At 66.1% G+C, this 24,400-nt stretch carries 11 protein-coding genes; all 11 read right to left on the bottom strand.

The genetic code is table 11. The features are described 5' to 3' along the window. Positions 1-11: 11 nt before the first annotated feature. Positions 12-1,397, bottom strand: a complete 1,386-nt coding sequence (locus NG898_RS23080; RefSeq protein ID WP_252694600.1) for a sensor histidine kinase — start codon at positions 1,395-1,397, stop codon at positions 12-14. A gap of 223 nt (positions 1,398-1,620) precedes the next feature. Next, entirely contained in the window at positions 1,621-2,373 is a 753-nt protein-coding gene (locus NG898_RS23075) for a class I SAM-dependent methyltransferase (RefSeq protein WP_252694599.1), read from the bottom strand. A gap of 119 nt (positions 2,374-2,492) precedes the next feature. Further along, complete coding sequence (locus NG898_RS23070; protein WP_252694598.1) at positions 2,493-3,413, bottom strand: amidohydrolase family protein; 921 nt, start codon at positions 3,411-3,413, stop codon at positions 2,493-2,495. Between the two features lie 55 nt (positions 3,414-3,468). Continuing rightward, positions 3,469-4,716, bottom strand: a complete 1,248-nt coding sequence (locus NG898_RS23065; RefSeq protein ID WP_252694775.1) for an MFS transporter — start codon at positions 4,714-4,716, stop codon at positions 3,469-3,471. 135 nt (positions 4,717-4,851) lie between these two features. Further along, entirely contained in the window at positions 4,852-7,674 is a 2,823-nt protein-coding gene (gene treY / locus NG898_RS23060) for a malto-oligosyltrehalose synthase (protein ID WP_252694597.1), read from the bottom strand. After that, a complete protein-coding gene (gene malQ, locus NG898_RS23055; protein WP_252694596.1) occupies positions 7,671-9,953 on the bottom strand; it encodes a 4-alpha-glucanotransferase in 2,283 nt (760 codons plus the stop codon). Before malQ ends, treY begins: the two co-directional genes overlap by 4 nt. 26 nt (positions 9,954-9,979) lie before the next feature. Continuing rightward, positions 9,980-11,821: a malto-oligosyltrehalose trehalohydrolase gene (treZ, locus tag NG898_RS23050; RefSeq protein WP_252694595.1), complete on the bottom strand. Its 1,842-nt coding sequence runs from the start codon at positions 11,819-11,821 to the stop codon at positions 9,980-9,982. Beyond that, entirely contained in the window at positions 11,818-14,106 is a 2,289-nt protein-coding gene (glgX, locus tag NG898_RS23045) for a glycogen debranching protein GlgX (protein WP_252694594.1), read from the bottom strand. Before glgX ends, treZ begins: the two co-directional genes overlap by 4 nt. Positions 14,107-15,013: 907 nt before the next feature. Beyond that, complete coding sequence (gene glgB / locus NG898_RS23040; RefSeq protein WP_252694593.1) at positions 15,014-17,320, bottom strand: 1,4-alpha-glucan branching protein GlgB; 2,307 nt, start codon at positions 17,318-17,320, stop codon at positions 15,014-15,016. Next, entirely contained in the window at positions 17,317-20,811 is a 3,495-nt protein-coding gene (treS, locus tag NG898_RS23035) for a maltose alpha-D-glucosyltransferase (protein WP_252694592.1), read from the bottom strand. Before treS ends, glgB begins: the two co-directional genes overlap by 4 nt. Then, complete coding sequence (locus NG898_RS23030) at positions 20,808-24,398, bottom strand: maltotransferase domain-containing protein (RefSeq protein WP_252694591.1); 3,591 nt, start codon at positions 24,396-24,398, stop codon at positions 20,808-20,810. Before NG898_RS23030 ends, treS begins: the two co-directional genes overlap by 4 nt. Between the last annotated feature and the right edge of the window lie 2 nt (positions 24,399-24,400).

The raw sequence follows: 24,400 nt of genomic DNA, 5'->3' as shown, positions 1-24,400 counted from the left end.
AGATGTGAGCGTCAGATAGCAGGAGGTTGGGGAAACCGCATGGAGAACAGCGTGTATTCCCCAACCACCGATTCGCACTGGATGCGCCCGCCAAATGCCTGCATGACACGGCGGCAGAATGTCAGCCCTACGCCCGAGCCCTTGCCGACATGCTTGGTGGAGAAAAATGGGTCGAAGATGCGACGCTGCACGCTGGGCGGAATGCCGGTGGCGCTGTCGCGCACCACGAGCACATAGGCGTCTCCATCCTGGCGGGCGGAAATTTCGATATGGCCCTTGCGCGCGATCTGGATGGCATGCAGCGCATTCTTCAGCAGGTTGAAGAGCACATACACAAGCAGCGTGTCGGAGCCCACGAAACGCCAGTCGGCGTTGAACGGCTGCACTTGCACGCGTTCGCGCTCACCGGCCTGGAACGGATACTGCGCCACGGCCGTCTCGACGCATTCGTGCAGCGAATGTGCCGCGAAGGTGCGCCGGTCCAGGCGCTCCAGCGTGACGGAGGCCAGGGCCATCTCGATCACGCTGTGTGCGGACGCGACTTCCGAAGTGATGGCTCCCGCCAGTTTGGACAGTCGGTCCAGCATCGCCGGATGCTGCGGCGGCTGGCACAGGCCGTTGTCGATGGCAAGCTGATAACCGCGGTAGACGTCGGGCCAGGCGCGGGCGATTTCAGCGGCCTGCAAGCGGATGGTGGTCAGCGGCGTGCGCACCTCGTGCGCAACGGTGGCCGCCAGTGCGTAAGGGCGCATCAAGTCAAACTTGACCACGCCCACGGCGATGATGCCCAGCGCAATGGCCAACGGCAGCACACCCGGCGGGTAGAACGCAATGCCATAGTTGACTGCGTAATCAGCCGCCGCCAACGAAATCAGCCCAACGCCGAACAGGCACGTCAGCAACCGTTTGCGCTTTTCGGCGGTGGCATGTCGCTGCTCGCGGTAGAGCACCCACATGCCGCGCGTGACGAGCGCAACTGTCTGCGCGATATGCACGGCTTCCAGCACGCCCGCCCTCGGATAGAAACCGAAGTGGAACTGATGCACGCCATCGATGACGAGGTTGGTGGTCAACAGCAACGCGATCAGCGCAGTGTCCAGCGCATAGGCGGCCAGGAGCCAGTGCCGCTCGCCCGGTGCTTCGGCCACCTCCACGGCAAAGTGATAGAGCATGGTCGGCATGACCAGGATGGCGATCCAACCGAGTTTGGCGAGCACCTGGGCGGTGCCAAGGTCTTGGGTCTGGAACAGAAACGCCCAGATGCCTTGCCACAGGCATGTGAGCGTCGTCATGCCGAGAAACGCCAGGCTCGCGCGCGTGCGGCCGCGCGTGGTCACGACGTAGACGCCGTAGAACAGGAAGAGCGACGAGACGAAGGCGGGGAACAGGGCGTACATGGAAATCGGAAGTCGGCGCAGTGGCCGCGCCAATGCCGACCAGGATCGACGGTAACCCGGAAGGCTACCGGCAACGCCACGTTCGTACACGTGTTCCGATATCACATTTTTTTCATTCAGGATTAAGCGAAACCCTGAAAATGGCGCCGTATCAGGGCACCCCTCCAACGGGTGTGGCAAAAAGGATGAGAGGGGATGAGGGTGCCCAAGCCGCTTACGTCGCTCAGGCGGCCTCGATCAGCATCGCGTCGATGGCAAATGAATGGTCGGGTGCCACGGCAAAGTACGTGCGTGCTTCGTCGGCTGCACGGTCGAACAGATCGCGGATGGCATCTGCGCGCACTTGCGGCGTGCGAATGCGGGCGATCCAGCTGTCGAAAGCCATCGTCAGTTTCCACGTGCGCGGCGTGCCGGGCTGGAAACCGGCCTCGGCCAGCATGGCCTGCCATTCGGAAACACGGTAGTCGCGCACGTGCGACGCATCGCGCAGCACCTCGGCGGTTTGCAACAGCGTGTCGAGCAGCGGCACCTCCGGCGCGACGATATCCACGATGACGAGCTTGCCGCCCGGTTTGAGCACACGGCGCGCTTCCGCCAGGCCCTTGCGCACGTCGTACCAATGGTGAGCGGAAAAGCGCGTGGCAACGATGTCGAACGCGGCATCGTCAAAGGGCAGGCTCTCGGCATGGCCGGCTTGCGTGTGCAATTGCGCAAGGCCACGGCGCGCGGCTTCGGCGGCCACCACGCTCAGCATGTCTTCCGACAGGTCGTACGCCACCATGGCCGCCACATGCGGCGCCATCGCAAAGCTCACGTGGCCGCCGCCGCAACCGAGATCGAGCACCTTGGCGTGCGGCACCGATTGCGCCAACGCGGCCAGCGCGTCCAGATCGGCGCCCTGCGCGTGCACTGCGCTGGTCAGGTAGGCCTGGGCGACCTGGCCGAATTGCTGGTCGACGAGTCGATGCTGCTGCATGGCTGCTCCTTGCGGCTTGTGGGGATGAGGAGCGGCCAGTGTAGGAGCGCGGCCCGCGCGGCGAAATTCGTGATTCGCGAAATGGGGTATCGCGCGGGGGCGCCGCAGCTATCGCGCGTTCAGACGAAGCGGAACAACTGCGCGGGCGTGTCGACCAGTACTTGCTTGCGGTCCGCTGCGCTGGGCAGCAGCACGCCGGCGAAGGCCCACATCTTGTCGTAGTTGATCTGCGATTCGAACTGCGTGTGCGGCCAGTCGCTGCCCCAGACGAGGCGGTCCAGGCCGAGCGCATCTTTCAGGCGCGGCATGGCGGCCTGCGCGATGGCTTCGCCGCGTCCGTTGGCGCCGTTCCGGTATGCGCCGGAAATCTTTACCCACACGCGACGGGAGCGGCCCGCGGCAAGCAATGCGGCAAAGCCCGGGTCGTCCACACCGAGCGCGGGATCGGGGCGGCCGAAATGGTCGACCACCACGTTCACTTGCGCTTCCAGCAGGGCCTGCAGCAGCGCGGGAAGGCGGCGTGCCTCGACGTGTAATTCCACATGCCAGCCGAGCGCATGCAGGCGTGCCAACGCGGCCTGCCATACGGGCGATTTCAACTGCGGATCTGCCGCGCCGATCAGGTTCAGGCGAATGCCGACGATGCCCTCGGCGTTCATCTGCGTGAGCAAGGTCTCGGGCGCAGCCGGGTCGATCACGGCCACACCGCGCAGGCGCTGGGGCGCTTGCTTGAGCGCGGCCAGCAGGTAGCTGTTGTCGACCCCCAGGAAGCTCGGCTGGATCAGCACCCCGTGCGACACGCCATGCGCGTCGAGCTGCGCGAGGTAGGCCGACAGCGGTGCGTCATAGGTGGGCGCATAGCGGCGCGCACCTGCCAGCGGCAGGCCGCGTTCGAACACATGCGCATGCGTGTCGATGGCCGTGATGCGCGCGGACGCCCCGCGCGAGACGTCGCTGCTGCCGGTGGCGGCGCAGCCGGCAAGGGCGGTGGAACCTAGCATGGCAAGCAACCCGGTGTTGAAGGCGCGGCGAGTGGGCATGGGGTCTCCTGGCGGCGACGGATCAAGGGCGTCGTCATGATGTGGTGATGGGTGTTCAGACGGTGACGGCAGCGAGGTCGCGGCCCTTCGTCTCGGGCAGCATCAGCACTGCCACCGCGACGATCGAATACGCGATGGCCGCGTCGATGCCGATGGCCGTGCCGAGCGACATCGATGCGCTCATCTTGCCCACCAGCACCGGGAAGGCGGCAGACACCACGCGGCCGAAGTTGTAGCAAAAGCCCACACCCGTGCCGCGCACGCCCTGCGGATACAACTCATTGAACAGCGCGCCCATGCTGGCCGGAATGCCCGCCGCGAAGAAGCCCAGCGGAAAGCCCAGCACCAGCATCGCGCCATCCGACAACGGCACCAGCAGATACACCAGCACCGTCACCACGCAGCAGCACGAGAACAGCAGGATGTTGCCGCGGCGGCCGAGCACGTCCAGCAGCCACGCGCTGGCCACGCAGCCGCACCAGAAGGCGAAGATGATCACCGCCAGGTAGCCGCCCGTGCCGAGCACCGACAGGTGGCGCTCCGTCTTGAGATACGTCGGCAGCCAAGTCATCAGCGCGTAGTAACCGCCGTGCGCGCCCACCCCCAGCAGCCCGCCGATCAGCGTCATGCGCAGCACCTGCGGGCGGAAGATGTCGAGCAGCGGAAAGCGCGAAATTGGCATCGCATCGGTTTTCGCGTCTGGCTTGGCGGCCGGCACGGGCTCCTGTACGCCACGGCGGATGTAGATGATGAGCAGCGCCGGCAGCAACCCCGCAGCAAACATCACGCGCCAGGCGAGGTCGGGCTCGATGAAGGAATAGGTGAGCGCATACAGCAACACCGCCGCGCCCCAGCCGACGGCCCACGCGCTCTGCACGGTGCCCATCGCCTTGCCGCGGTGGCTGGCGCGAATACTCTCGGCCATCAGCACGGCGCCCGCCGCCCATTCACCGCCGAAGCCGAAGCCTTGAATGGCCTTGAGCACCAGGAACTGCTCGAAGTTCTGCGCAAAGGCCGAGGCGAATGTGGCCAGCGAAAACCACAGCACCGTGAATTGCAGCGTGCGCACGCGGCCGAAGCGGTCGGTCAGCGCGCCGGCAATCCAGCCGCCCAGGGCCGACGCCACCAGCGTGACGCCCGACACCAGCCCGGCCTCGGTCTTGCCGATGTGCCACGCCGCGATGATGGTCGGGATGACGAGGCTGAACATCTGCACGTCCAGCGCGTCGAGCGCCCAGCCGCCAAAGCAGGCCCAGAACGTGCGCTTTTCCCCTTTTGAAATCTCTTTGAACCAGCCGAACATGCGGTCTCCTCCGGGTGACGTGAGCGACGTGTTCATCACGCATTGCTCTAGTCATCTATATGAATAGAGGAATTCTAGGGCTGGCAAGGGAGAGGCGCAGTCGGTGTTAACCCGTGCGAATGCGTGACGGGGTGATCAGGTGTGCAGCAGGGCGACTGGCAAGTGGGCCAGCACCTGACCCAACGCCAGGCGGGGGGTGTGCAGCGTCTGGCCGTCGAAAGCGCTATGCAGCGGAGCGTGTGACAGCGCTGACGGCAGACAGACCGTGGTGTCCCGCCATGCGCCATCCGCAAACGTTGGTGTGGCGGCATGGCCCAGCAGGGCGGAGGCATGCAGCGGCACGATCGCGACGACCGCCTGGGCGCCATGCACGCGCGCAAACGCCAACACGTGCTGCGCGCCGCTGCCGGTCACGGCCAGCGGTTGGTAGTCGCCGGATTCGAACACGGCTGGCATGGCGGCGCGCAGGGCCAGTGCACGTGCCAGTACGGCTTGCTTGATACGGCCGTCGGTCCAATGCGCGAGCAGCGACGCGAGGCTGTGCCCGGCATGCACGTGCAATGCCCGCAATGCGCGATGCCGCGCGGCGTAGTCGACGGGGCGGCGGTTGTCGGGATCAACGAGGCTGGTGTCCCAGAAATCCGCGCCCTGGTAGAGGTCGGGCACGCCGGGCAGCGTGGTGCGCAGCAAGGTCTGGGCGAGGCCGTTGACGGCGGCGGCCGGCGCCACGCTTTGCACGAAGGCGGAGAGCGAAGGCAGGAAGGTCGAGGCCGCCTCGCCCGTCAGCAGCGTAAAGACGAAATCGCGGCAGGCAGCTTCGTAGTCCGCATCGGGCGCGAACCAGTCGGTGCGCAGCTTGGCTTCGCGCTGCGCTTTTTCTTGCCACTGCGCGACGCGCTCGGCCAGCTCGCGCACGGCGTGGGCGTCATGCCAGTCGAGATCCGCGGGCCAGATCCCCACCAGCGTCTGATACAGCATCCACTGCGCGGCGGATGAGGGGGCTGGGCCGGTGGGCAATTGGCGCACCCATGCAGCGTGTTCTGTGCGCCATTGGTGTGCGGCGGCCAGCCACTGCGTGGGGCGCTCCGACAGCACGGCCAACCGCGCACGCACATCTTCGCCGCGCTTGTGGTCGTGCGTGGCGGTGGTGAGCATCGCGTGCGGCCAGGTGTGGGCGCGCGCTTGCATGGCGTGATGGAACGCGTTGGCGCTCATGGAAAACGTACCCGGATCCGCGCCGACCTCGTTGCGCGACAGCAGCCGGCCGTAGCGGTAGCACGCTGTGTCTTCCACCGCCTTGGCCGCCACCGGCGACGACAACTGCTGGCACCGGCGCAATGCCAGTTGGCGCAGCTTGTCCTGCCCGGCCGGTTGGCCGCCAAGCCACGCATCGAGCCAGCGGAGCACAGGCGCGTCGACGCGCCGCAGGCAGGTCGCCGCGCCGGACATGGCGGTTTGCAAGATCGCCGAATCCTGCGCATCGCGTTGCTGCGCATTCACATAGGTTCGATACACCGGAAAGTGGACGATCACCTCGGCCAGCGCGCGGCGGATGGCGTGCCATGTCACGTCGTGGCTGCTGCGGTCCTGTTGTGCCACCGCGTGCAGCGCTGACGTGGCTGCATCGAGCTCTGCAGCAAAGTGCGCGTGCAGGATCTGACGACGTGCGGGCACCGCCGTGGCAGAGAACGGCGCCTCAGCCACCGGTGCGCCAATCCATTCAAGCCAGCCCTGGGTGAGGGCGGTCTCGCCGTGCGCATCGTGCAACAGCGCACCTACCTGGTTCATGAAATCGTAGCCGCTGGTGCCGTCCACGGCCCAGTCGGTGCGCATGGCTTCATCGCCGGCGAGGATCTTTTCGACGACGATCCACGGGTGGCTCGTGAGCCGGTCAGCGGGGCGAGCGGCGTGTTCGGCTTGCAGGCGGCGGCGTAGCTGGCGGCAATAGGCGGCCGGGTCGGCCAGGCCATCAACGTGGTCGATGCGCACGCCGTCAATCCAACCCAGGCGATAGAGCCGGAACAGCAGCGCATGCGTGGCTTCAAACACCTCGGCGCGCTCCATGCGCAGGCCAGCCAGCGAGCCGATATCGAAGAAGCGGCGCCAGTTGATCTCATCGTTGGCGGTGCGCCAGTGGGCAAGGCGCCAATGCTGTCGGGCCATCAACACATCAAGCTGATCGGGCTGCGCGTTGAGCATGCGCACGGCTTCGGCGATGTGCGCGGCGCCCGCTTGCGTGGTGGCGAGGTTGCGAAGCGCGTCGCGTGCTTCGTCTGCACGTTCGCGGCGTGTGCGCAGTGAGCGGATCGTACCGAGCGCGGCAAAACGGTCGGCTACCGCGTGGGTGGCGGTGTCTGCGTTGCCGGTGCGAAGCAGTGCGGCATAGTCGGCCAGCGCAATCGGGAACCGGTGGTCGTAGTACGCAATGGCCAGCCGGGCGGCTGTGTCGTCGTAGGTCAGCTGCAGTCGGCCGCCGGCCAGCGCGTCAGCGTAGTTTTCGCCCAGGAAGGGCGCGAGCACCTTGTTGCGCAGCGCCGGGTTGGGCGGCTGCCAGTCGATATCGAAGAAGTTGGCGTAGGCGCTGTCGGGGCCGGATTCGAGCACGTCCAGCCACCACCCGTTGTGTGCGCCGCCCACGCCCATGTGGTTCGGCACGATATCGACGATGAGCCCCATGCCGCGCGCATGCAGCGCATCCACCAACTGTTCTAGCGCGCGTTCGCCCCCCAGCTCGGGGTTCACGTGAGTGGGGTCGACTACGTCATAGCCATGTGTGGAGCCTGGCTGCGCCGTGGTGATGGGCGACGTGTAGAGATGCGAGATGCCGAGTGCGGCGAAGTCATCCACCAACGCGCGCGCATGGTCGAACGTAAAGTCGCGGTGCAATTGCAGCCGCACCGTAGCGCGCGGTACACGCTGGAGGGCGACGGGTGTGAGGGGTGTGGTCGGTTCACTCATGGCGTGCTGATGCGCGCGTTGGCTAGTGCGGACAGACGCGCCTGCACCGTGGGCGCGTCGAGCAGCATGCCGGACGGCCCTGGCAGGCGACGCCGCCAGTTCGGGTGGGTGTCGATGGTGCTTGGCAGGTTCGGCTGCTCGACAAGGCCCAACAGGTCTTCCAGCGGCACCAGCGCCAGCGGCGTGTTGGCCGCGCCCGTAAACACGGTAGCCGCCGTGGCAAAGTCCTGCGCGCTGGCTTGCAAAATGACGTCGGCTTGCGCCGCAGTGGCCATGCGTGCCTGTTCCAATGCCGCCAGCAAGGGCGCCACGCCGATCATCGGCACACCGCCATCGGCCAGCACCAGGCGGTTGTGCTCTGCAAAGGCCGCCACTAGCGCGGCGCGATCGTCCATGCGGCGCGCATGCGCCTCGCTCTCGCTCATGCCGGCCGGTAGCAAGCCGAGCTCGGCTTGCCAGCGCAGATCGTTGCCGATCCACCAGCCGACAAGCGTGGGCAGATCGTGCGTGCTCGTCATCGCGACGGACGCCGGCGCCCACGTGCGCGGGGCCTTGAAGGGCGCATCGTCGCGCGTGTATTCGCGTTCAAACCAGAGGATGCGCATGCCAAGCAGGCCGTCGTCGGCGAGCTTGTCCCGCAGGCCCGGCGGCACGGTGCCAAGGTCTTCGCCAATGACGATGCAGCGGTTGCGCCACGATTCCAGCGCCACCAGCCGCAGCAGATCCTGCATCGGGTAGCGCAGGTACACGCCGTCCAGCGGTCGTGCTCCATCTGGGATCACCCATAGCCGCATCAGCCCGAGCACGTGGTCGATGCGCACGCCGCCGGGCACGGCCATCACCGCGCGCAGCATCTCGATAAATGCCGAAAAGCCTTGCGTGCGCATGGCGCGCGGGCTGAAGGTCGTCAGCCCCCACCCCTGGCCCTGCGCGTTGAACACATCGGGCGGCGCCCCCACCGTCACGCCGATCAGCAAGTCGCGCTGCCGCGCCCACGCATGGCTGCCCGCGCTGTCGGTGCCCACAGCCAGATCGGCGATGAGGCCGATGGCCATGCCGGCGTTCTCGGCAGTGCGCTGCGCAAGGGCCCATTGGCGTGCCGCCGCCCATTGCAGGAAGAGGTGGAAATTCACTGCATCTTCATGCTCGCGAGCGAAAGCCTGCACGCCCAGATAGCTCGGATGTTGATACTGCTCGGGCCACTGCTTCCAATGCGCGGGCCCAAGGTGCGCATTCAGCGCTTCAAAGTGCGCGTGATCCCGCAGGCTCGTGCCGCCATCAATGCAGTACGCGCGAAAATCGTCCAGCAGCATCTGCGCGACGGTGTCCCCAAGCGGCGCCTGCAGCAGGCGGCGATGCAGCGCGCGCAGCACCGTCATGCGGGCGTTGCCGCTGGCGGGCCAGTCGATGAGCTGTGCGGCTTCCAGGCGGGCATAGTCGTCGACGAGGTTGCAGTCGACCACAGTCTGTCGCACGGCTTCGTCCCCAAAGAGCGCGGCGGGGTCGATCATCCACGCGTTCAGGAACAGACGGCTCGATGGCGAGTACGGCGAATAGCGGCGCGCGTCGGCCGTGAACATGGCATGCACGGGGCTGAGCGCCAATGCATCTGCACCGCGCTGCGCGAGATGCCGCGCCAGCGTGCCCGCCGCGGTGTAGTCGCCCAGGCCGGCGCTGCTGGCAGCGCGGTCGGCATCGCATCGCAAGCCGTAGAGCTGGGCGGACCCGCCCCACAGGCGTGTATCGGCCGGGCGATCGTGCCGGCGCAGGGCATCGGCCACGCCATAGCAACGCGCTGGGGCAATGGCGAGCGTGGCTTCGATCACGGTGCCCGGCCCGGCGTCAATGGTCAGGCGGTGGTAGCCCACGGCCTGCACTGGCGCCATGCGCAGCGTTGCGTGGTGCTCGCTTGCGCTGACGCTGATCTTGCCCTCGGTGCTGCCATCGGACTCAAAGTCGACGCGATAGGTTTGTCCGCCCAGCAACGCGGCTTGGGGCGCCGAGGTCTGCAGCACGATCGGCTGCCCAACCACGCCGGTGACGAGCGGCGGTATGGCCACCGCTTCGGCTTCTGCGCGCAGGCGGGCCTGGCTTTCCGACACCTGGGCGGGCGTGCCGGCCGGCAGACCCAGCGTAAAGAGCACCGCGCGCAGCACTTCGTCGGCCACGCGCATGGGGCGGCTGGCTGCGTCTTCCCAGTCGACGAGTAGCCCGGCATCCGTGGCCAGTTGCTGGAGTGGCGTGCGCTGCGTGCCTGAGGAGTGAGTCGTGCGGTCCATGGTGCGTTGGTACGTTGCGGTTGTCGTCAGGCGGGCGACGGCATGTGCAGCAATGCCACACACGCGCGCTCCGGCAGGCGATGAGCGATGAGCGCTGCCGCCGCACCTTCACGCGATTCGTGCAGCAGATCGGCAGGGTTACCCGCCAGCACCGTGGGCACCGCCACGGGTTGATCGGCCAGATTGAGCATCAGCGTGAGCACGCTGCCATCGCCCATGCGCCAGCGGGCAATGGCGCCGGCGTGGCCCAGCGCGACAGCGTCAAGTGCGCGCGCATTGGGCAGGCGCGGGATGATTTCTGCATGACGCAGCGCCAGCAGGCGGTGCGTGCGGTTCAGGGTGTTGAGCGGCCCGGGTTCGGTCAGGTTCGCCTCGCCGGGGCAGGAGGCGAGGTAGGTGCGCTCGTCGTTCGGGTCGGGGATGCGCTCGCGCTGGTGTGGATCGGCAAACGCCTCGAACTTCGCAAACTCCCGGCGCCGGCCTTCCCGCACGGCTTCGGCCAGCATGCCGTGGTGGCTGGTGAAGTACTGGAACGGGCACGTGCTGCCCCATTCTTCACCCATGAAGAGCATTGGAATCTGCGGGCTCAGCAGCAACAGCACTTGCGCGGCGTGCAACGCATCGGGGTGCGCAAGCTGCGTCAGTCGTTCGCCAAAGGCGCGGTTGCCAATCTGATCGTGGTTTTGCAGGAACAGCACGAATGCGGTGGGCGGCAGGTGCGCGCTCGGTTCGCCGCGCGGTGCGTTTTCATGGATGGGCGACGGCTCGCCCTGGTAACAGAACCCGTCCTGAAGTACGCGCGCCAGGCGCTCTGCCGGCGCATCTGCGTAGGCTGCGTAATAGGCTTCGCGCTCGCCGGTCAGCAGCACGTGCAGGACGTTGTGGCCGTCGTCGTTCCACTGCGCTTCGAAGTCGCCATGGGTGCCGCCATCGCGCAGCAGCGATGCCGCGTTGTGCTCGTTCTCCAGCACGAGGTGCACATGCCTGCCGGGTTCGACCGACAGCCGCACCCGAGCGGCGAGTTCGCCCAGCCAGTCGCGCTCGGTGATGGCGTGCACGGCGTCGAGCCGCAGGCCGTCAAAGCGATATTCCATCAGCCACATCAACGCGTTCTGGATGAAGAACTCACGCACCTGCGGTATGCGGAAATCGATCGCCGCACCCCAGGGCGTATGCACATCGTCGCGGAAGAAGCTGCGCGCGTAGTGGTGCAGGTAATTGCCGTCGGGCCCGAAATGGTTGTAGACGACATCGAGAAACACCATCATGCCCAGCCCGTGCGCGGTGTCGATCAACGCCTTGAGATCGTCCGGCGTGCCATAACTGGCGTCGGGCGCAAAGGGCAGGACGCCGTCGTAGCCCCAGTTGCGCGCGCCCGGAAACTCCGCCACCGGCATCAACTCGACGGCCGTGATGCCCAGCCGTGCCAGTTCGGGCAGCCGCCCGCGCACACCCTTGAAGCCGCCCAGCGTGCCGACGTGCAGTTCGTATAGCACCGTCTCGTGCCAGGGCCGCCCCTGCCAGTTGGCGTGCTGCCAGCGGTAGCGCTGCGGATCGACGACGAGGCTCGGGCCGGGGATGTCCTGCCACTGTGCGCGAGCGGCCGGGTCGGGCACAGACAGCGTCACGCCGTCCCGATTGGCGATGCGGTACCGATAGCACGTGCCGGCAGCCACGGGGGCCACCGCTGCGTACCAACCATCGGGCTCGGTATCCATGCGGATGGCCTCGTCGCCTCGCGCGTCGTCGATCTCGACCCACGCGGCGGTCGCGTCAGGCGCCCACAGGCGGAAGCGGGTGTTGCCGTCTGCCAGGACGGTGGCGCCAAACGGCATGTCGTGCGCGAACCGGGGGGCGGGTGCGGTCATCGCGAGGCGTCTCCATTGTCGTCGTTGGCTGCCTGACCGGCAGTGGGTGCGGTGCGCTCGTCGTCGGTGATGGGTTGCTCGGGCCGGTCGTTCTGCGGTGCGTTGTGCGTTTCGGGAACGTGCCCGAGGGTTTCACCACTGACGTCCGCATCAGGCTGCCCGGCAATGTGGGCGATCGTGGCGAGCTGCGTGGCGAACAGCAGCACGACGCTGCGTCCTGCCACTTTCAGGGTGCCGCTGCCGTGCGGGTGGGCCTCCTGCTCTGGCGCTGCGCTATCGATGGCGATTTGCCAATCCATGGCTGGCTCAGGCAGCGTGAAGGTCAGGTCCGTTGCGGCGCCGTTGATGAGCAGCAGCGCCACGTGCGGGCGCGCTTCCCCGTCGATGGTCTCGACGCATGCGCGGCGTAGCGCCAACGCGCGAGCCTCGCTGTCGTTCCACGCGTCGGGCGAAAGCACCTGGCCGCGCTCATCAAACCAGGCGATGTCCTGCACGCCGGGCAGGATCTCGGTGTTGCCGTGCACGTAGTGCGGCCAGCGCAGCGCCGGGCTTTCCTTGCGAAGTGCGATCAGCCGTGCCGTATAGCGCGCGAGCGCCTGCCCCGGGTCTTTCTCCAGCAACGACCAATCGAGCCATGAGAGCGCGTTGTCCTGGCAGTAGGCATTGTTGTTGCCGTCTTGCGTGCGGCCGAACTCGTCGCCCGCCAGCAGCATCGGCGTGCCGTTGGAGAAAAACACCGTGGCCAGCAGCGCGCGTGTCACGCGTTCACGCAGGGCCAGGATGGCGGTGTCCTCGGTTGGGCCTTCCGTGCCCCAGTTGGTGCTGCAGTTGTCGTTGTGCCCGTCGCGGTTGTCTTCGCCGTTGGCATCGTTGTGCTTGTCGGCGTAGCTCACGAGGTCGTGCAGCGTGAAGCCGTCGTGTGAGGCCACGTAGTTGACCGACGCCCATGGCCTGCGGTGGCGGCGGTCGAACAGGTCGCCACTGCCGGTCAGGCGCGCGGCAAGGTCTGGGCGCTGTCCGGAATCGCCACGCCAGAAGCGGCGGATGCCATCGCGAAATCGATCGTTCCATTCGGCAAAGCCGGGCGGGTGGTTGCCGACCTGATAACCGTCGGGGCCCACGTCCCAAGGCTCTGCGATGAGCTTGACGGTGGAGAGCACCGGGTCCTGGCGTATGGCATCGAAGAAGCCCGAGCCTGGATCGAAACCGTTGCCCTCGCGCCCGAGCGTAACGCCCAGGTCAAAGCGGAAACCATCCACATGGAAGGCGTTGACCCAGTAGCGCAGCGAATCCATCACCATCTGCAGCACACGTGGGTGCGACAGGTTGAGCGTGTTACCGCAGCCCGTATCGTTGATGTAATAACGCTCCTGGCCCGGCACGAGGCGGTAATAGCTCGCGTTGTCCAACCCGCGGAACGACAGCGTCGGCCCCAGTTCGCTGCCTTCACACGTGTGGTTGTAGACCACATCGAGCAGCACTTCGATACCCGCCGCATGCAGCCGCCGGATCGCCACCTTCAGCTCATGCAGCGACGGCGCCGACAGGTACGACGGCTCCGGCGCAAAGAAGCACAGCGTGTTGTAGCCCCAGTAATTGCGCAGGCCGCGCTCTACCAGGAACTGGTCTTGCAGGAAGGCGTGAATGGGCAGCAGTTCGATGGCGGTGATGCCCAGCCGCTGCAGGCGCTCGATGAAGACGCTGTCGCCGAGCGCGCTGAATGTCCCACGCTCAGGGGGCAGCAGGTCTTGGCGAAGCATCGAGAATCCGCGCACGTGCCCTTCATAGATGACCGTGCGCGACCACGGCGTGTTCGGGCGGATGTCGTTGCCCCAGTTGAACGACTCGTCGGTGACCACGGCCTTGGGCATGGCGGGGGCGCTGTCGCGGCGGTCGAATGAAAGGTCGCCACGGTTGGAGTTCAGCCGATAGCCGAACAGTGCATCGGACCAGCGCAGCGCGCCCACCAGCCGGCGGGCGTAGGGGTCGAGCAGCAGCTTGTGGGGGTTGAAGCGATGGCCATGCTGCGGCTCCCACGGGCCGTAGGCGCGGTAGCCGTAGACAAGGCCGGCTTCCACGCCGGGCAGGTAGCCGTGCCAGACCTCGTCGGTGCATTCGGGCAGGGCGAAGCGGGTCAGTTCCTTGCGGCCGGTCGGGTCGAAGATGCAGAGTTCGATCTTGCTGGCGTTGGCGGAGAAGACAGCGAAGTTGATGCCTAGGCCGTCCCATTGGGCGCCAAGGGGGAAGGGCTTGCCGGGGGCGAGGGAGCTTGGGAGACGGAGCATTGGTTGAGGCGTTTTGCGTCTTTTTGCCTTGGTGGTTCATCCCTGTTTCGTACCCTGTCGGGCACGACTCACTTTTCTTTGTCTTGCCAAAGAAAAGTAAGCAAAAGAAAGGCGCGCCCGAGATGGCGACCCCCTCCTTGAATTTTCGTAACCGGGCGGAGAACGGGAAAACTCGCTTCGCTCAGACAGTTCCCGTTCTTGTTTCCGCCCGCTTACGAAAATTCAAGGCGCCATCTAGGGCAGGTACGGCCAAACCGGCTGGGCACCGCCCGTGGCGCTGTGCGCCTGCTCCTGTCGAAGCTCAAAGCCCCGGAGTTTGGAGTTCCGAACGCCAGCGTTGGAGTTCGGAACCTCAACGTTGAAGTTCGAATACTTCAAAGTCGCCGTTCAGAACCTCAAAGCTGGCGTTCAAAACCTCGATGTCGAAGTTTCAGAACCGCAAAGCTGAGGTTCAGAACCTCAAAGTCCGAGTTCAGAACCTCAAAGTCCGAGTTCAGAACCTCAAACTCGAAGTTCAGAACCTCAAACTCGAAGTCCCAGAACTCCAAAGCGCGAGTTCGGAACCTCGAAGTAGGGGTTCAGAGCTCCGAAACTGAAGCGCGGATCCCCAACCCACCGCAAGAGCGTGGCGTGCGAAGCGGTCTGCTCCAACGCAAACGCCAGCGCCACGACGGTGTGGCCGTACCCTGCCCTAGATGGCGCCTTTGAATTTCTGTTGCAGAGAGGAAAAAGGAAGGGAAACTGTCTGAGCGAAGCGAGTTTTTCCCTTCCCCTCTCTGCGACATAAATTCAAGGAGTCTTTCGCCATCTCGGGCGCGCCTTTCTTTGCTTACTTTCTTTGGCAAGACAAAGAAAGTGAGTCAGCCCCGGCAGGGGATGAAAGGAAGGCAAACCACCAACGCCAAAATCAAACCTTCAAAACCACAACCCCCAACGGCGGCAGCCTCAACACCAACGACTGCCCCTGCCCATGCGCCGCCACGTGGTCCACATCCACCGCGCCACCGTTGCCGAGATCGCTGCCGCCATACACGGCGGCGTCTGTGTTCAGTACCTCCTGCCAATGCGTGGCGCCATCGGCGGGCGGCACGCCAATGCGATATCCCTCTCGCGGCACCGGCGTCATATTTGCCACCACCAGCATCGGCCGTCCGTCGCCGTCGAGCCGCAGGAACGCAAACACGCTGTTGGTGCGGTCGTCGCCAATCACCCAGTTGAACCCTTCCGGCGCGGTGTCTCGCGCATGCAATGACGGTTCATTCCGGTACAGCGCATTGAGGTCATGCACGAGCCGCTGCACGCCACGGTGCCGCGGGTCATCCAGCAGATGCCATTCGGGCGATGCGTCGTGGTTCCATTCGCCCACTTGCCCAAACTCGCAGCCCATGAACAGCAGCTTCTTGCCCGGATGCGTCCACATGAACGCCAGATAGGCGCGCAGGTTCGCCAGTCGTTGCCATTCATCGCCGGGCATCTTGCCCAGCAGCGAGCCCTTGCCGTGCACGACCTCGTCGTGCGAGATCGGCAGGATGAAATGCTCGGAGAACGCGTACACCAGGCCGAACGTCATGCCGTCGTGATGGTGCTGGCGGTACACCGGGTCGCGCTGCATGTAGTGCAGCGTGTCGTGCATCCAGCCCATGTTCCACTTGTAGTCGAAGCCCAGGCCGTTGAACTCGACCGGCGCAGTCACGCCAGGCCACGCGGTCGATTCTTCGGCGATGGTGATGGCGCCGGGGCAGCGTTCGTGCACGACCGTATTCATCTGCTGGATGAACGCCACGGCTTCGAGGTTTTCGCGGCCGCCGTAGCGGTTGGGCACCCATTCGCCGGCGCGGCGCGAGTAGTCGCGATAGAGCATCGAGGCCACGGCGTCCACGCGCAGGCCATCGATATGGAAACGCTCCAGCCATTCCAGTCCGCTGGCGATCAGGAAACCGCGCACTTCATTGCGGCCGAAGTTGTAGATGAGCGTGTTCCAGTCCTGATGGAAGCCTTCGCGCGGGTCTTGGTGTTCGTACAGCGCGGTGCCGTCAAACTGCGCCAGCCCGTGCGCGTCGGTTGGGAAGTGCGCGGGCACCCAGTCGACGATGACGCCCAGGCCTGCCTGATGACAGCGATCAACAAAGCGTGCAAACGCCTCGGGCGAGCCAAAGCGCGCGGACGGTGCGAACAGCCCGAGTGGTTGATATCCCCAACTGCCGCCGAACGGATGTTCCGCCACCGGCAGCAGTTCAATGTGCGTGAAGCCGAGCGCCGTCACGTAGGGGATCAGACGGTCGGCCAGCTCATCCCAATGCAGGTTGCGGCCGCCGTCTTCCAGATCGCGCAACCACGAGCCGGCATGCACCTCATAGATGCTGATGGGCGCGTCAGGTTTGTGGCGTTCAGCGCGCGTTTGCATCCAGTCGTCATCGCTCCAGCGCAGCGGGGCCGGGTCGGCCACCACCGATGCGGTGGCGGGCGGCGGTTCGGTCTGGCGGGCAGCAGGGTCGGCCTTGACCATCAGGTGTCCGTCAGCGCCAATCAGCTCGAACTTGTAGCGCGCGCCGGGGCCGACGCCCAAGCCACTGGGCAGGAACAGTTCCCACACGCCAGCCTGATGGCGCAGGCGCATGGGGTGCCGGCGTCCGTCCCATTGGTTGAAGTCGCCCACCACCGACACGCGCTGCGCATTCGGCGCCCATACCGCAAAGCGCACGCCGCTGATGCCGTCGATGCGGATGGCCTGCGCGCCCAGGCAGCTCGCCAGCGCCCAATGCGTGCCTTCGTTCAGCAAATGCAGGTCCAGATCGCCGAGCAGCAGGCCGAAGGCGTATGGGTCTTCGGTTTCCTGCACGGCTTCATGGCCGGTGCCTGCAGGCCAGATGATGCGCAGGCGATAAAGGTCGGGGTGGCCGTACACGTCTTGCGCATCGGCGCGCAGCGGGCCATGGAACAGTCCCGTGCGGCCCACCGGCGTCATCTCGGTGATGATCTGGCCGCGGGCGTCGATGGCCTGCACACGGCGCGCACCGGGATAGAAGGCACGCACCGCCCAGCGCGTGCCGTCGTCGGTGTCCACGCGATGCGGCCCGAGCACGGCAAACGGGTCGCCCAGGCGGCCATGCGTGAGCGCGTCGACGCGCATCTGGTCGACACCGGGCGGTAGCACGATCGGCGCCTCAGGGGCGGCGGCGGTTTTGGTTGGAGAGGCAAAGTCGAGTGCGGTCACGGTGGGCCTCCCGTCGAGTCTTCTGCAGCAGGTGAGGGTGGCTCTGCATGCAGCAGGCGGCGTGCCACGCGCGTGAAGCCTTCCAACGGAATCGGCAGCCAGGTCGGGCGGTTGGACGCTTCGTAGTTGACTTCGTATGCGGCCTTTTCCAGCAGGAAAAGATCCAGCAGGTGAAAGTCGACCACGGGCTGATCCAGCGCGTTCAGATCGGGCCCCCGAATGGCAGCGGCATACGCCTCCAGGAAGCGTTCGGTGGACGCAGCGCGGAACCGCTCCAGCAGGACGTTGCGGCGCTCCTGCGCTGGGCCGGCCACGTGTTCGGGGCCTTGGCGCATGGCGCCCACCACGTAGTCGAGCGAGCGCATCAGCCCTGCCACGTCGCGCAACGGGCTGGTCTTGCGCCGGCGCTCTTCCACGGGGCGCGAGGGCTCGCCTTCAAAGTCGATCAGAAAGGCATCGCCCTGCGCCACCAGCACCTGGCCGAGGTGGAAATCGCCATGGATGCGCGAGAGCGTGGCACCCAGGCCGTCTTCGGCATGCGTGCGCGCAGCGTCGAGCAGCGCCTGGTGTTGCGACAGCAGCCATTGCACGTCGGGTTGCCGGGGGCTGTCGGCGTTTTGCTGTTGCCATGCCGTCAGGTTGTCATGCGCGCGGGTGAGCTGTTCGCTCACGCGGGCAGTCCAGTAGGCAGCATCGTCGGCATCGGCAATGCGGGCACCGAAGTTTGCGTCTTCGGTGGGCGCGGCCAGCGCCGCATGCAGTTCGCCCAGCCGTGTGCCAATCACGCCGATGAAGTTGACGTAGCCCGCCAATGCTTCGTCGGTATCCACGCGCGCTTCCGAGACGGCCACAGGGGACGATTCACCATCGCCGGAAGTCACGCCTTCCATCTGCACGGCCAGTTCGTCGATGGTGCGTCGCAGGTAGTCCAGCGCCCAGGTCCACGCATCGCCCTGGTTGGGAACGAAGCTCTGCATGACGGCCAGCGTCGAGCGTTCGCCGTCGGCAGCGTGATGAGAGACCTCCCCGATCAGCGCCGCCGTATTGGCATAGCCCACGCGCGTGAGGTGGCGCGTCATCTCAACCTCGGGGTGGATGCCCGCGGCGATACGGCGAATGAGCTTGACGATGACGGACTCACCAATCACCAGCGAACTGTTCGACTGCTCCGCCGCCAGCCATTGGATGGGCGTGTCGGGCGCCAGCGGTAGCGGTGCGGGCCGTGTGCTGCCCGTTTCAGGCGACACGGCAGGTTCTGCCAGCTCTGCGATGTTCGGCTCGGGCTCGAACCGCACGGTGCCGTCATTGGCTTCCAGCGTGGTGCCGCGCACGAGGTTGGTGAGCAGCGCGCGGGCGAACGTCTCGGTGGTGAAGGCGTCGGTCAGGTAGCCGACATGGCGGCCGCGCCGCACGCGCGCCAGGGCGAGCTGAATCGGCAGTGCCGGCAGTGTGGACGATTCCCATGCGATGGACAGCGGCAGCAGGTAGCGCTCGACGCGTTCGCTGCCGTCGGGGCTGCCCAGCGTGACGGCCACTTCGTTGAAGAACACCTCGGGCCGCGTTGCCCCAGCCAGCGGGCGATTGGTGGATGCGGCATCCACGGGCACGGTCGCGCCCCAGGCAAACTTCGCGCCGCGCAGCACGCTGTCCTTGGCGGCAAACCAGCGGCGCTTGGGCAGATAGGTTGGCAGGATCTCGCGTTCGATCAACTGGCGATGTGCCTCGCGTTGTCGCGTGTCGGCCAAGGCATCGAGCCCCGCGCGCAGCACCAGCGTCGTGAACTCGGGCAACTGCTCGGCGGCCGGCTGCGACCAGCTTGGGCCGGGCTCGTTCTCGCGCAGCTCCAGCCAATAGAACGCGTAGGGTGGCAGCGTGAGCAGATACGACAACTGGCCGATCGGCGGAAACGCCGTCCCGCCAATCAGCTCCACCGGCACGCGCTGTGCAAAGGCGGATAGGTCCAGCTCCACGGCCTGTGAGGCACGGGAGAGGTTGGCCACGCACAGGATGGGCGCCTCGCCTTCCAGCGCGCGGATATACGCCAGCACCTTGCGGTTGGACGGCTGCAGAAACTGGATGGAACCACGCCCGAACACGCGATGGCGCTTGCGTGTGGCAAGCAGCCGGCGCGTCCAGTTCAGCAGCGAGTGCGCGTCGCGGCTTTGCGCTTCGACGTTCACCGATTCATAGCCGTACAGCGAGCCCATGATGGCGGGCAGCACGAGCTGTTCAGGGTCGGCGCGAGAGAATCCTCCATTGCGGTCCGGTGACCACTGCATGGGCGTGCGCACGCCGTCGCGGTCGCCCAGGTGGATGTTGTCGCCCATGCCGATTTCGTCGCCGTAATACATGACGGGCGTGCCGGGCATCGAAAACAGCAGGCTGTTCATCAGCTCGACGCGGCGGCGGTCGCGTTCCAGCAGCGGTGCCAGCCGGCGGCGGATGCCGAGGTTCAGGCGCGCACGGCGGTCGCTCGCGTAGACCTCCCAGAGGTAATCGCGCTCGGCGTCGGTCACCATTTCGAGCGTCAGTTCGTCGTGGTTGCGCAGGAAGATCGCCCATTGGCAGCCGCTGGGCACCTCCGGCGTCTGACGCATGATGTCGGTGATCGGGAAGCGGTCTTCACGCGCAATCGCCATGTACATGCGTGGCATCAGCGGGAAGTGGAATGCCATGTGGCATTCGTCGCCGGCGCCAAAGTATTCCTGGGTGTCTTCGGGCCACTGGTTGGCTTCTGCCAGCAGCAGGCGGTTCTTGAATTCCCCATCCATGGCCGCGCGAATCTTGCGCAGCACGTCGTGCGTCTCGGGCAGGTTCTCGTTCGAGGTGCCTTCGCGTTCGACGAGGTAAGGCACGGCATCCAGCCGCAGGCCATCTACCCCCAGGTTCAGCCAGAACTTCATCACGCCGATCACGGCCTTGAGCACGCGCGGGTTGTCGAAATTGAGGTCGGGCTGGTGCGAATAGAAGCGGTGCCAGTAATACGCCTTGGCCACCGGGTCCCACGTCCAGTTGGACGGCTCGGTATCGATAAAGATGATGCGCGTTCCGGCGTACTTCTTGTCGTTGTCGGACCACACGTAGAAGTCGCGCAGCGCAGAACCCGGCTTGGCGCGCCGCGCACGCTGAAACCACGGGTGCTGGTCCGACGTGTGGTTGATGACGAGTTCCGTGATCACGCGCAGGCCCCGCGCATGCGCTTCGGCAATGAAGCGGCGCACGTCGGCCATGTTGCCGTAATCGGGGTGGACGCCGCGGTATTCGGCGATGTCGTAACCGTCGTCGCGGCGCGGCGACGGATAGAACGGCAGCAGCCAGATGACGTCCACCCCCAGCTCGGCGATGTAGTCGAGCTTGGAGATCAAACCGGGGAAGTCTCCGACACCGTCGTTGTCGGAATCGCAGAACGATTTGACGTGCAACTGATAGATGACGGCGTCCTTGTACCAGAGCGCGTCGTCCACCAGCAGCGCGGTCGGATTGCGCGTCATGACGGTTGTTCCTCCGAAGGCAGGGCCGGGCGCACGCGCCAGATGGCAAACGGCTGCTCGGGTTCAAGACGGATGTGCTGCCATTTGCCGCGCCACACGGTGCGCTGGCCGTTGACCAGGTTCTCAGCCATCAGCGCGCCGTGGTCGGGCAGGCCCCATTGCCACAGTGGCAGTTCGATATCGGATTCGTGCGCGGAGCGCGGGTCGAGGTTGATGGCCACGAACACCGTGTTGTCGCCAAAGCGGTCTGGCGGCAGGGCGTTGGCCAATTCGGCCGGCGAGGTTCCCAACTGCGCCGGCACCACGGGCGGCGTCGATTTGCTGAAGAACAGGATCTGCTCGCCCGAGGCGGGCTGGAACGTCACGCCCAGGTGCGAGTGCAGCGCCGGATTGGCCCGGCGGATGCGATTGAGCAGCGCAATTTCTTTGACGATGTTGCCGGGGCGGTTGTGGTCCCATGCGCGCAGTTGGTACTTCTCGGAGTCGAGGTACTCCTCCTTGCCCGGCACCGCAGCGCCTTCGCACAGCTCGAACCCGTTATAGACGCCCCACAGGCCAGACAGCGTGGCCGCCAGCGCGGCACGAATCAAAAAGCCCGGCCGGCCCGACGACTGCAGGAACACCGGGTTGATGTCTGGCGTGTTGACGAAGAAGTGCGGGCGGAAATACTCGCGCACCGGCGTGCGCGTCAGCTCGGTCAGGTAATCGATGAATTCCTGCTTGGTGTGCCGCCACGTGAAGTACGTGTACGACTGCGAAAACCCCACCTTCGCCAGCCGGTACATCACCTTGGGCCGCGTGAAGGCTTCGGACAGGAACATCGTATCCGGATAACGCGCACGGACCTCGCCAATCATCCATTCCCAGAACGGCAGCGGCTTGGTGTGCGGATTGTCGACGCGGAACAGGCGCACACCCTCGTCGGCCCAGAACATCACCACATCGCGCAGGGCGGTCCACAGGCCGGGCTTGGCATCGCTGGCATAGAAGTCGATGTTGACGATGTCTTCGTACTTCTTGGGCGGGTTCTCGGCGTATTTGATGCTGCCGTCGGGCCGCCATGCAAACCAGCCGGGGTGCTCGCGCAGCCAGGGGTGGTCGGGCGAGCATTGAATGGCAAAGTCCAGCGCCAGCTCCAGGCCTTTCTCACGCGCGGCGCGCACCAGGCGGCGGAAATCTTCCAGCGTGCCGAGCTGCGGATGGATGGCGTCGTGCCCGCCTTCGGCAGCGCCAATGGCGTATGGGCTGCCGGGGTCGTCGGCCTCCGCACGCAGGCTGTTGTTGCGGCCTTTGCGGTTGGTGCGGCCGATGGGGTGGATGGGCGGGAAGTACAGCACGTCGAAGCCCATGCCGCGGATGGCGCCCAGCCGGCGGATCACGTCATCAAACGTGCCGTGCCGCTGTTCGTCATCCGATGCCGAGCGAGGGAACAGCTCGTACCAGCTCGCGAACGCCGCGCCATCGCGTTCCACGTCCAGCGGATACGCCACGCTTTCCACGTAGAACGGCCGGTAGTGCGAAGCCTGCGCCATCACGTGGGCGGTCACGGGGTCCAACAGCAGCGTGAGACGGTGCGCGTGGTCCGCCTCGGCCAACAGGTGGGCCAGCTTGTGCAAGGCGTCGACCGGTGCGTCCTTCGGCGCATGTTCTGCTGCCTGTGCGACGAGCTGCGCGCCTTCTTCCAGCTCCAGCGTTACGTCCACGCCGGCGGTGTGCTTCTTCTCCAGTTCAGACCGATAGGTGCCGAACGCATCGCGCCACGCGGCCACGGCATAGGCGTGCCGCCCCAGCCGTTCGGGCCGGAACGCGCCACGCCAGCGGTCGTTGCCGAGCGGCATCATCGGTACGTGCTGCCACGTGTCTTCATCTTGCGCGCGCCACAGCAGGTGCACGGCCAACTTGTCGTGCCCGTCCATCAGCACATCGGCCTCGACGATGATGTCATCGCCCACCAGGCGCTTCACGGCAAAGCGGCCGTCTTCAACGGAGGGCTGCACCTGTTCGATGCCGATGCGCGGCGACGCAATGGCCGCGTTGACAGGGTCTTTCGCTTCGCCGGCCTTGGTGCGCGGGCTCTTGGCGGCTTTGGCTGTCGCGGGATAGTGCACCGGAGCATTGCGGAACACGCGCCAGACCTGCACGTCGCCGGGCAGCAAATCGATCTCGGCCAAGGGCCGTGCATTGGCACGCAGCGTGTCGTCGCAACTGCCCACCGGTTCGGTCAGCAGGTCGAGCGCTACGCCGCGCGTAAAGCCGCCAGCCACGCCGGGCAGAAAGTGGTCGGCATGCACCGACACGCCCATGTGCAGATCAGGGTTGATGACGGTCAGCGTGGCGGCATCGCCTGCACGCAGGTCGGGGCCGTCGGCGCGTAGCAGGGCGGTGGCGGGCGCGTCGGGGCCGGTCAGCATGCGCAGTTCGGCGTGCGGTGCGACGGTGTTCGTCTCGCGTGCGGCGCGGATGGTGGCGTTCACATCGCGCACGGCATCGCTCAGGTCAAACGCAGCATGGGCGTCGATCCATTGCTGGTCGGATGGGTCACCGCGCTCGGCCAGCATCGGCAGCAGGGCGCCGCGTTCGAAGCCCAGCGGCATCAGCCAGCCGGCATCGAGCGTGTCGGCCACGTGCAGGAGGCGGCGATAGGCGCGTTCACGGACCATCGCGTCGCCAAACGCCTGTCCGTAGCGCGTGCCGAACGGTGCTTCCACGGTGGCGATGGGCGGTGCCACAGCGGCCAGGCGCGCGTGCTCTTCCACCATCCAGCCGGCACGGAAATCCCACCAGCGCAGCGACGAAAATGTTGCGTCAAAGCCGACACCGGCCAGCGCATCGACCGCAGCGCCATCCATGCCGGGCGTCCACGCCAGGAAGCGTACGGCGCTGGCGTCCTTGCGCACGTCGGCAATCAACGTGCGCCAGCGGTCTGCAGGCAGGCGGGCGGGCGCTTCGCAGCGGAACCCGCCAATGCCCAATGCGGCCCAGACGCGCAGTTGCTGAGCCCACCACGTGAGGATGGCATCTGCGTTGCGCGGGTCGTCGTGGCGGAAGGACGCCACCTCAAGGTGCGATGGCGGCAGGCGCGGGTCCAGCGCGTTGCCGTCTTCGGCATGGCTGGCGAACCAGTCCGGGTGGTCGGCACGCAGGGGCGCATCAACGGCCACGCGGTCGATCACCAAGTCGAGCAGCAACGTAAGCCCGCGCGAGCGGCAGTCTTCCGCCAGCTTGGCGAGTGCGGCGTCGGCCGGCCCTGCGCCCAGCGCCGCATGCAGTTGTGCATGGTCACGGGTGACGAAGACGTTGCCGGACGCACCCACCGCAAACGGCGGCGCCATCAACACATGATCGAAACCCAACGAGGCGATGTGATCGAGCACGCCGTCCCATCGGTCGAGCCTGCCCAGTTGCAGCGGATGCACGTAGCAGATGGCCGGAGCGTATGGGGGCTCCGCCGCGGTGGGCGGGGCGGTGCTCGGCATTGCTGCCGGCCGGGTCACGGATTTGGCATTGCTGCCGGGTGGCTTGGCCGCCTTGAGTGCGGCCGTGGTTTTACGTGGAGTAGCGGGCTTGGGCGACTTGGTCTCGGGCATGC

It is taken from the genome of Ralstonia mojiangensis (assembly GCF_023955645.1).
Lineage (GTDB): Bacteria > Pseudomonadota > Gammaproteobacteria > Burkholderiales > Burkholderiaceae > Ralstonia > Ralstonia mojiangensis.
Note: the sequence above shows the minus strand (reverse complement) of the source record. Positions and strands in the feature narration are given on the sequence as shown.

Bases quoted from the DNA above. Each gene is read 5' to 3' on its own strand.
- NG898_RS23080 (WP_252694600.1), bottom strand. From the start codon at position 1,397: ATGTACGCCCTGTTCCCCGCCTTCGTCTCGTCGCTCTTCCTGTTCTAC.
- NG898_RS23075 (WP_252694599.1), bottom strand. From the start codon at position 2,373: ATGCAGCAGCATCGACTCGTCGACCAGCAATTCGGCCAGGTCGCCCAG.
- NG898_RS23070 (WP_252694598.1), bottom strand. From the start codon at position 3,413: ATGCCCACTCGCCGCGCCTTCAACACCGGGTTGCTTGCCATGCTAGGT.
- NG898_RS23065 (WP_252694775.1), bottom strand. From the start codon at position 4,716: ATGTTCGGCTGGTTCAAAGAGATTTCAAAAGGGGAAAAGCGCACGTTC.
- treY (WP_252694597.1), bottom strand. From the start codon at position 7,674: ATGAGTGAACCGACCACACCCCTCACACCCGTCGCCCTCCAGCGTGTA.
- malQ (WP_252694596.1), bottom strand. From the start codon at position 9,953: ATGGACCGCACGACTCACTCCTCAGGCACGCAGCGCACGCCACTCCAG.
- treZ (WP_252694595.1), bottom strand. From the start codon at position 11,821: ATGACCGCACCCGCCCCCCGGTTCGCGCACGACATGCCGTTTGGCGCC.
- glgX (WP_252694594.1), bottom strand. From the start codon at position 14,106: ATGCTCCGTCTCCCAAGCTCCCTCGCCCCCGGCAAGCCCTTCCCCCTT.
- treS (WP_252694592.1), bottom strand. From the start codon at position 20,811: ATGACGCGCAATCCGACCGCGCTGCTGGTGGACGACGCGCTCTGGTAC.
- NG898_RS23030 (WP_252694591.1), bottom strand. From the start codon at position 24,398: ATGCCCGAGACCAAGTCGCCCAAGCCCGCTACTCCACGTAAAACCACG.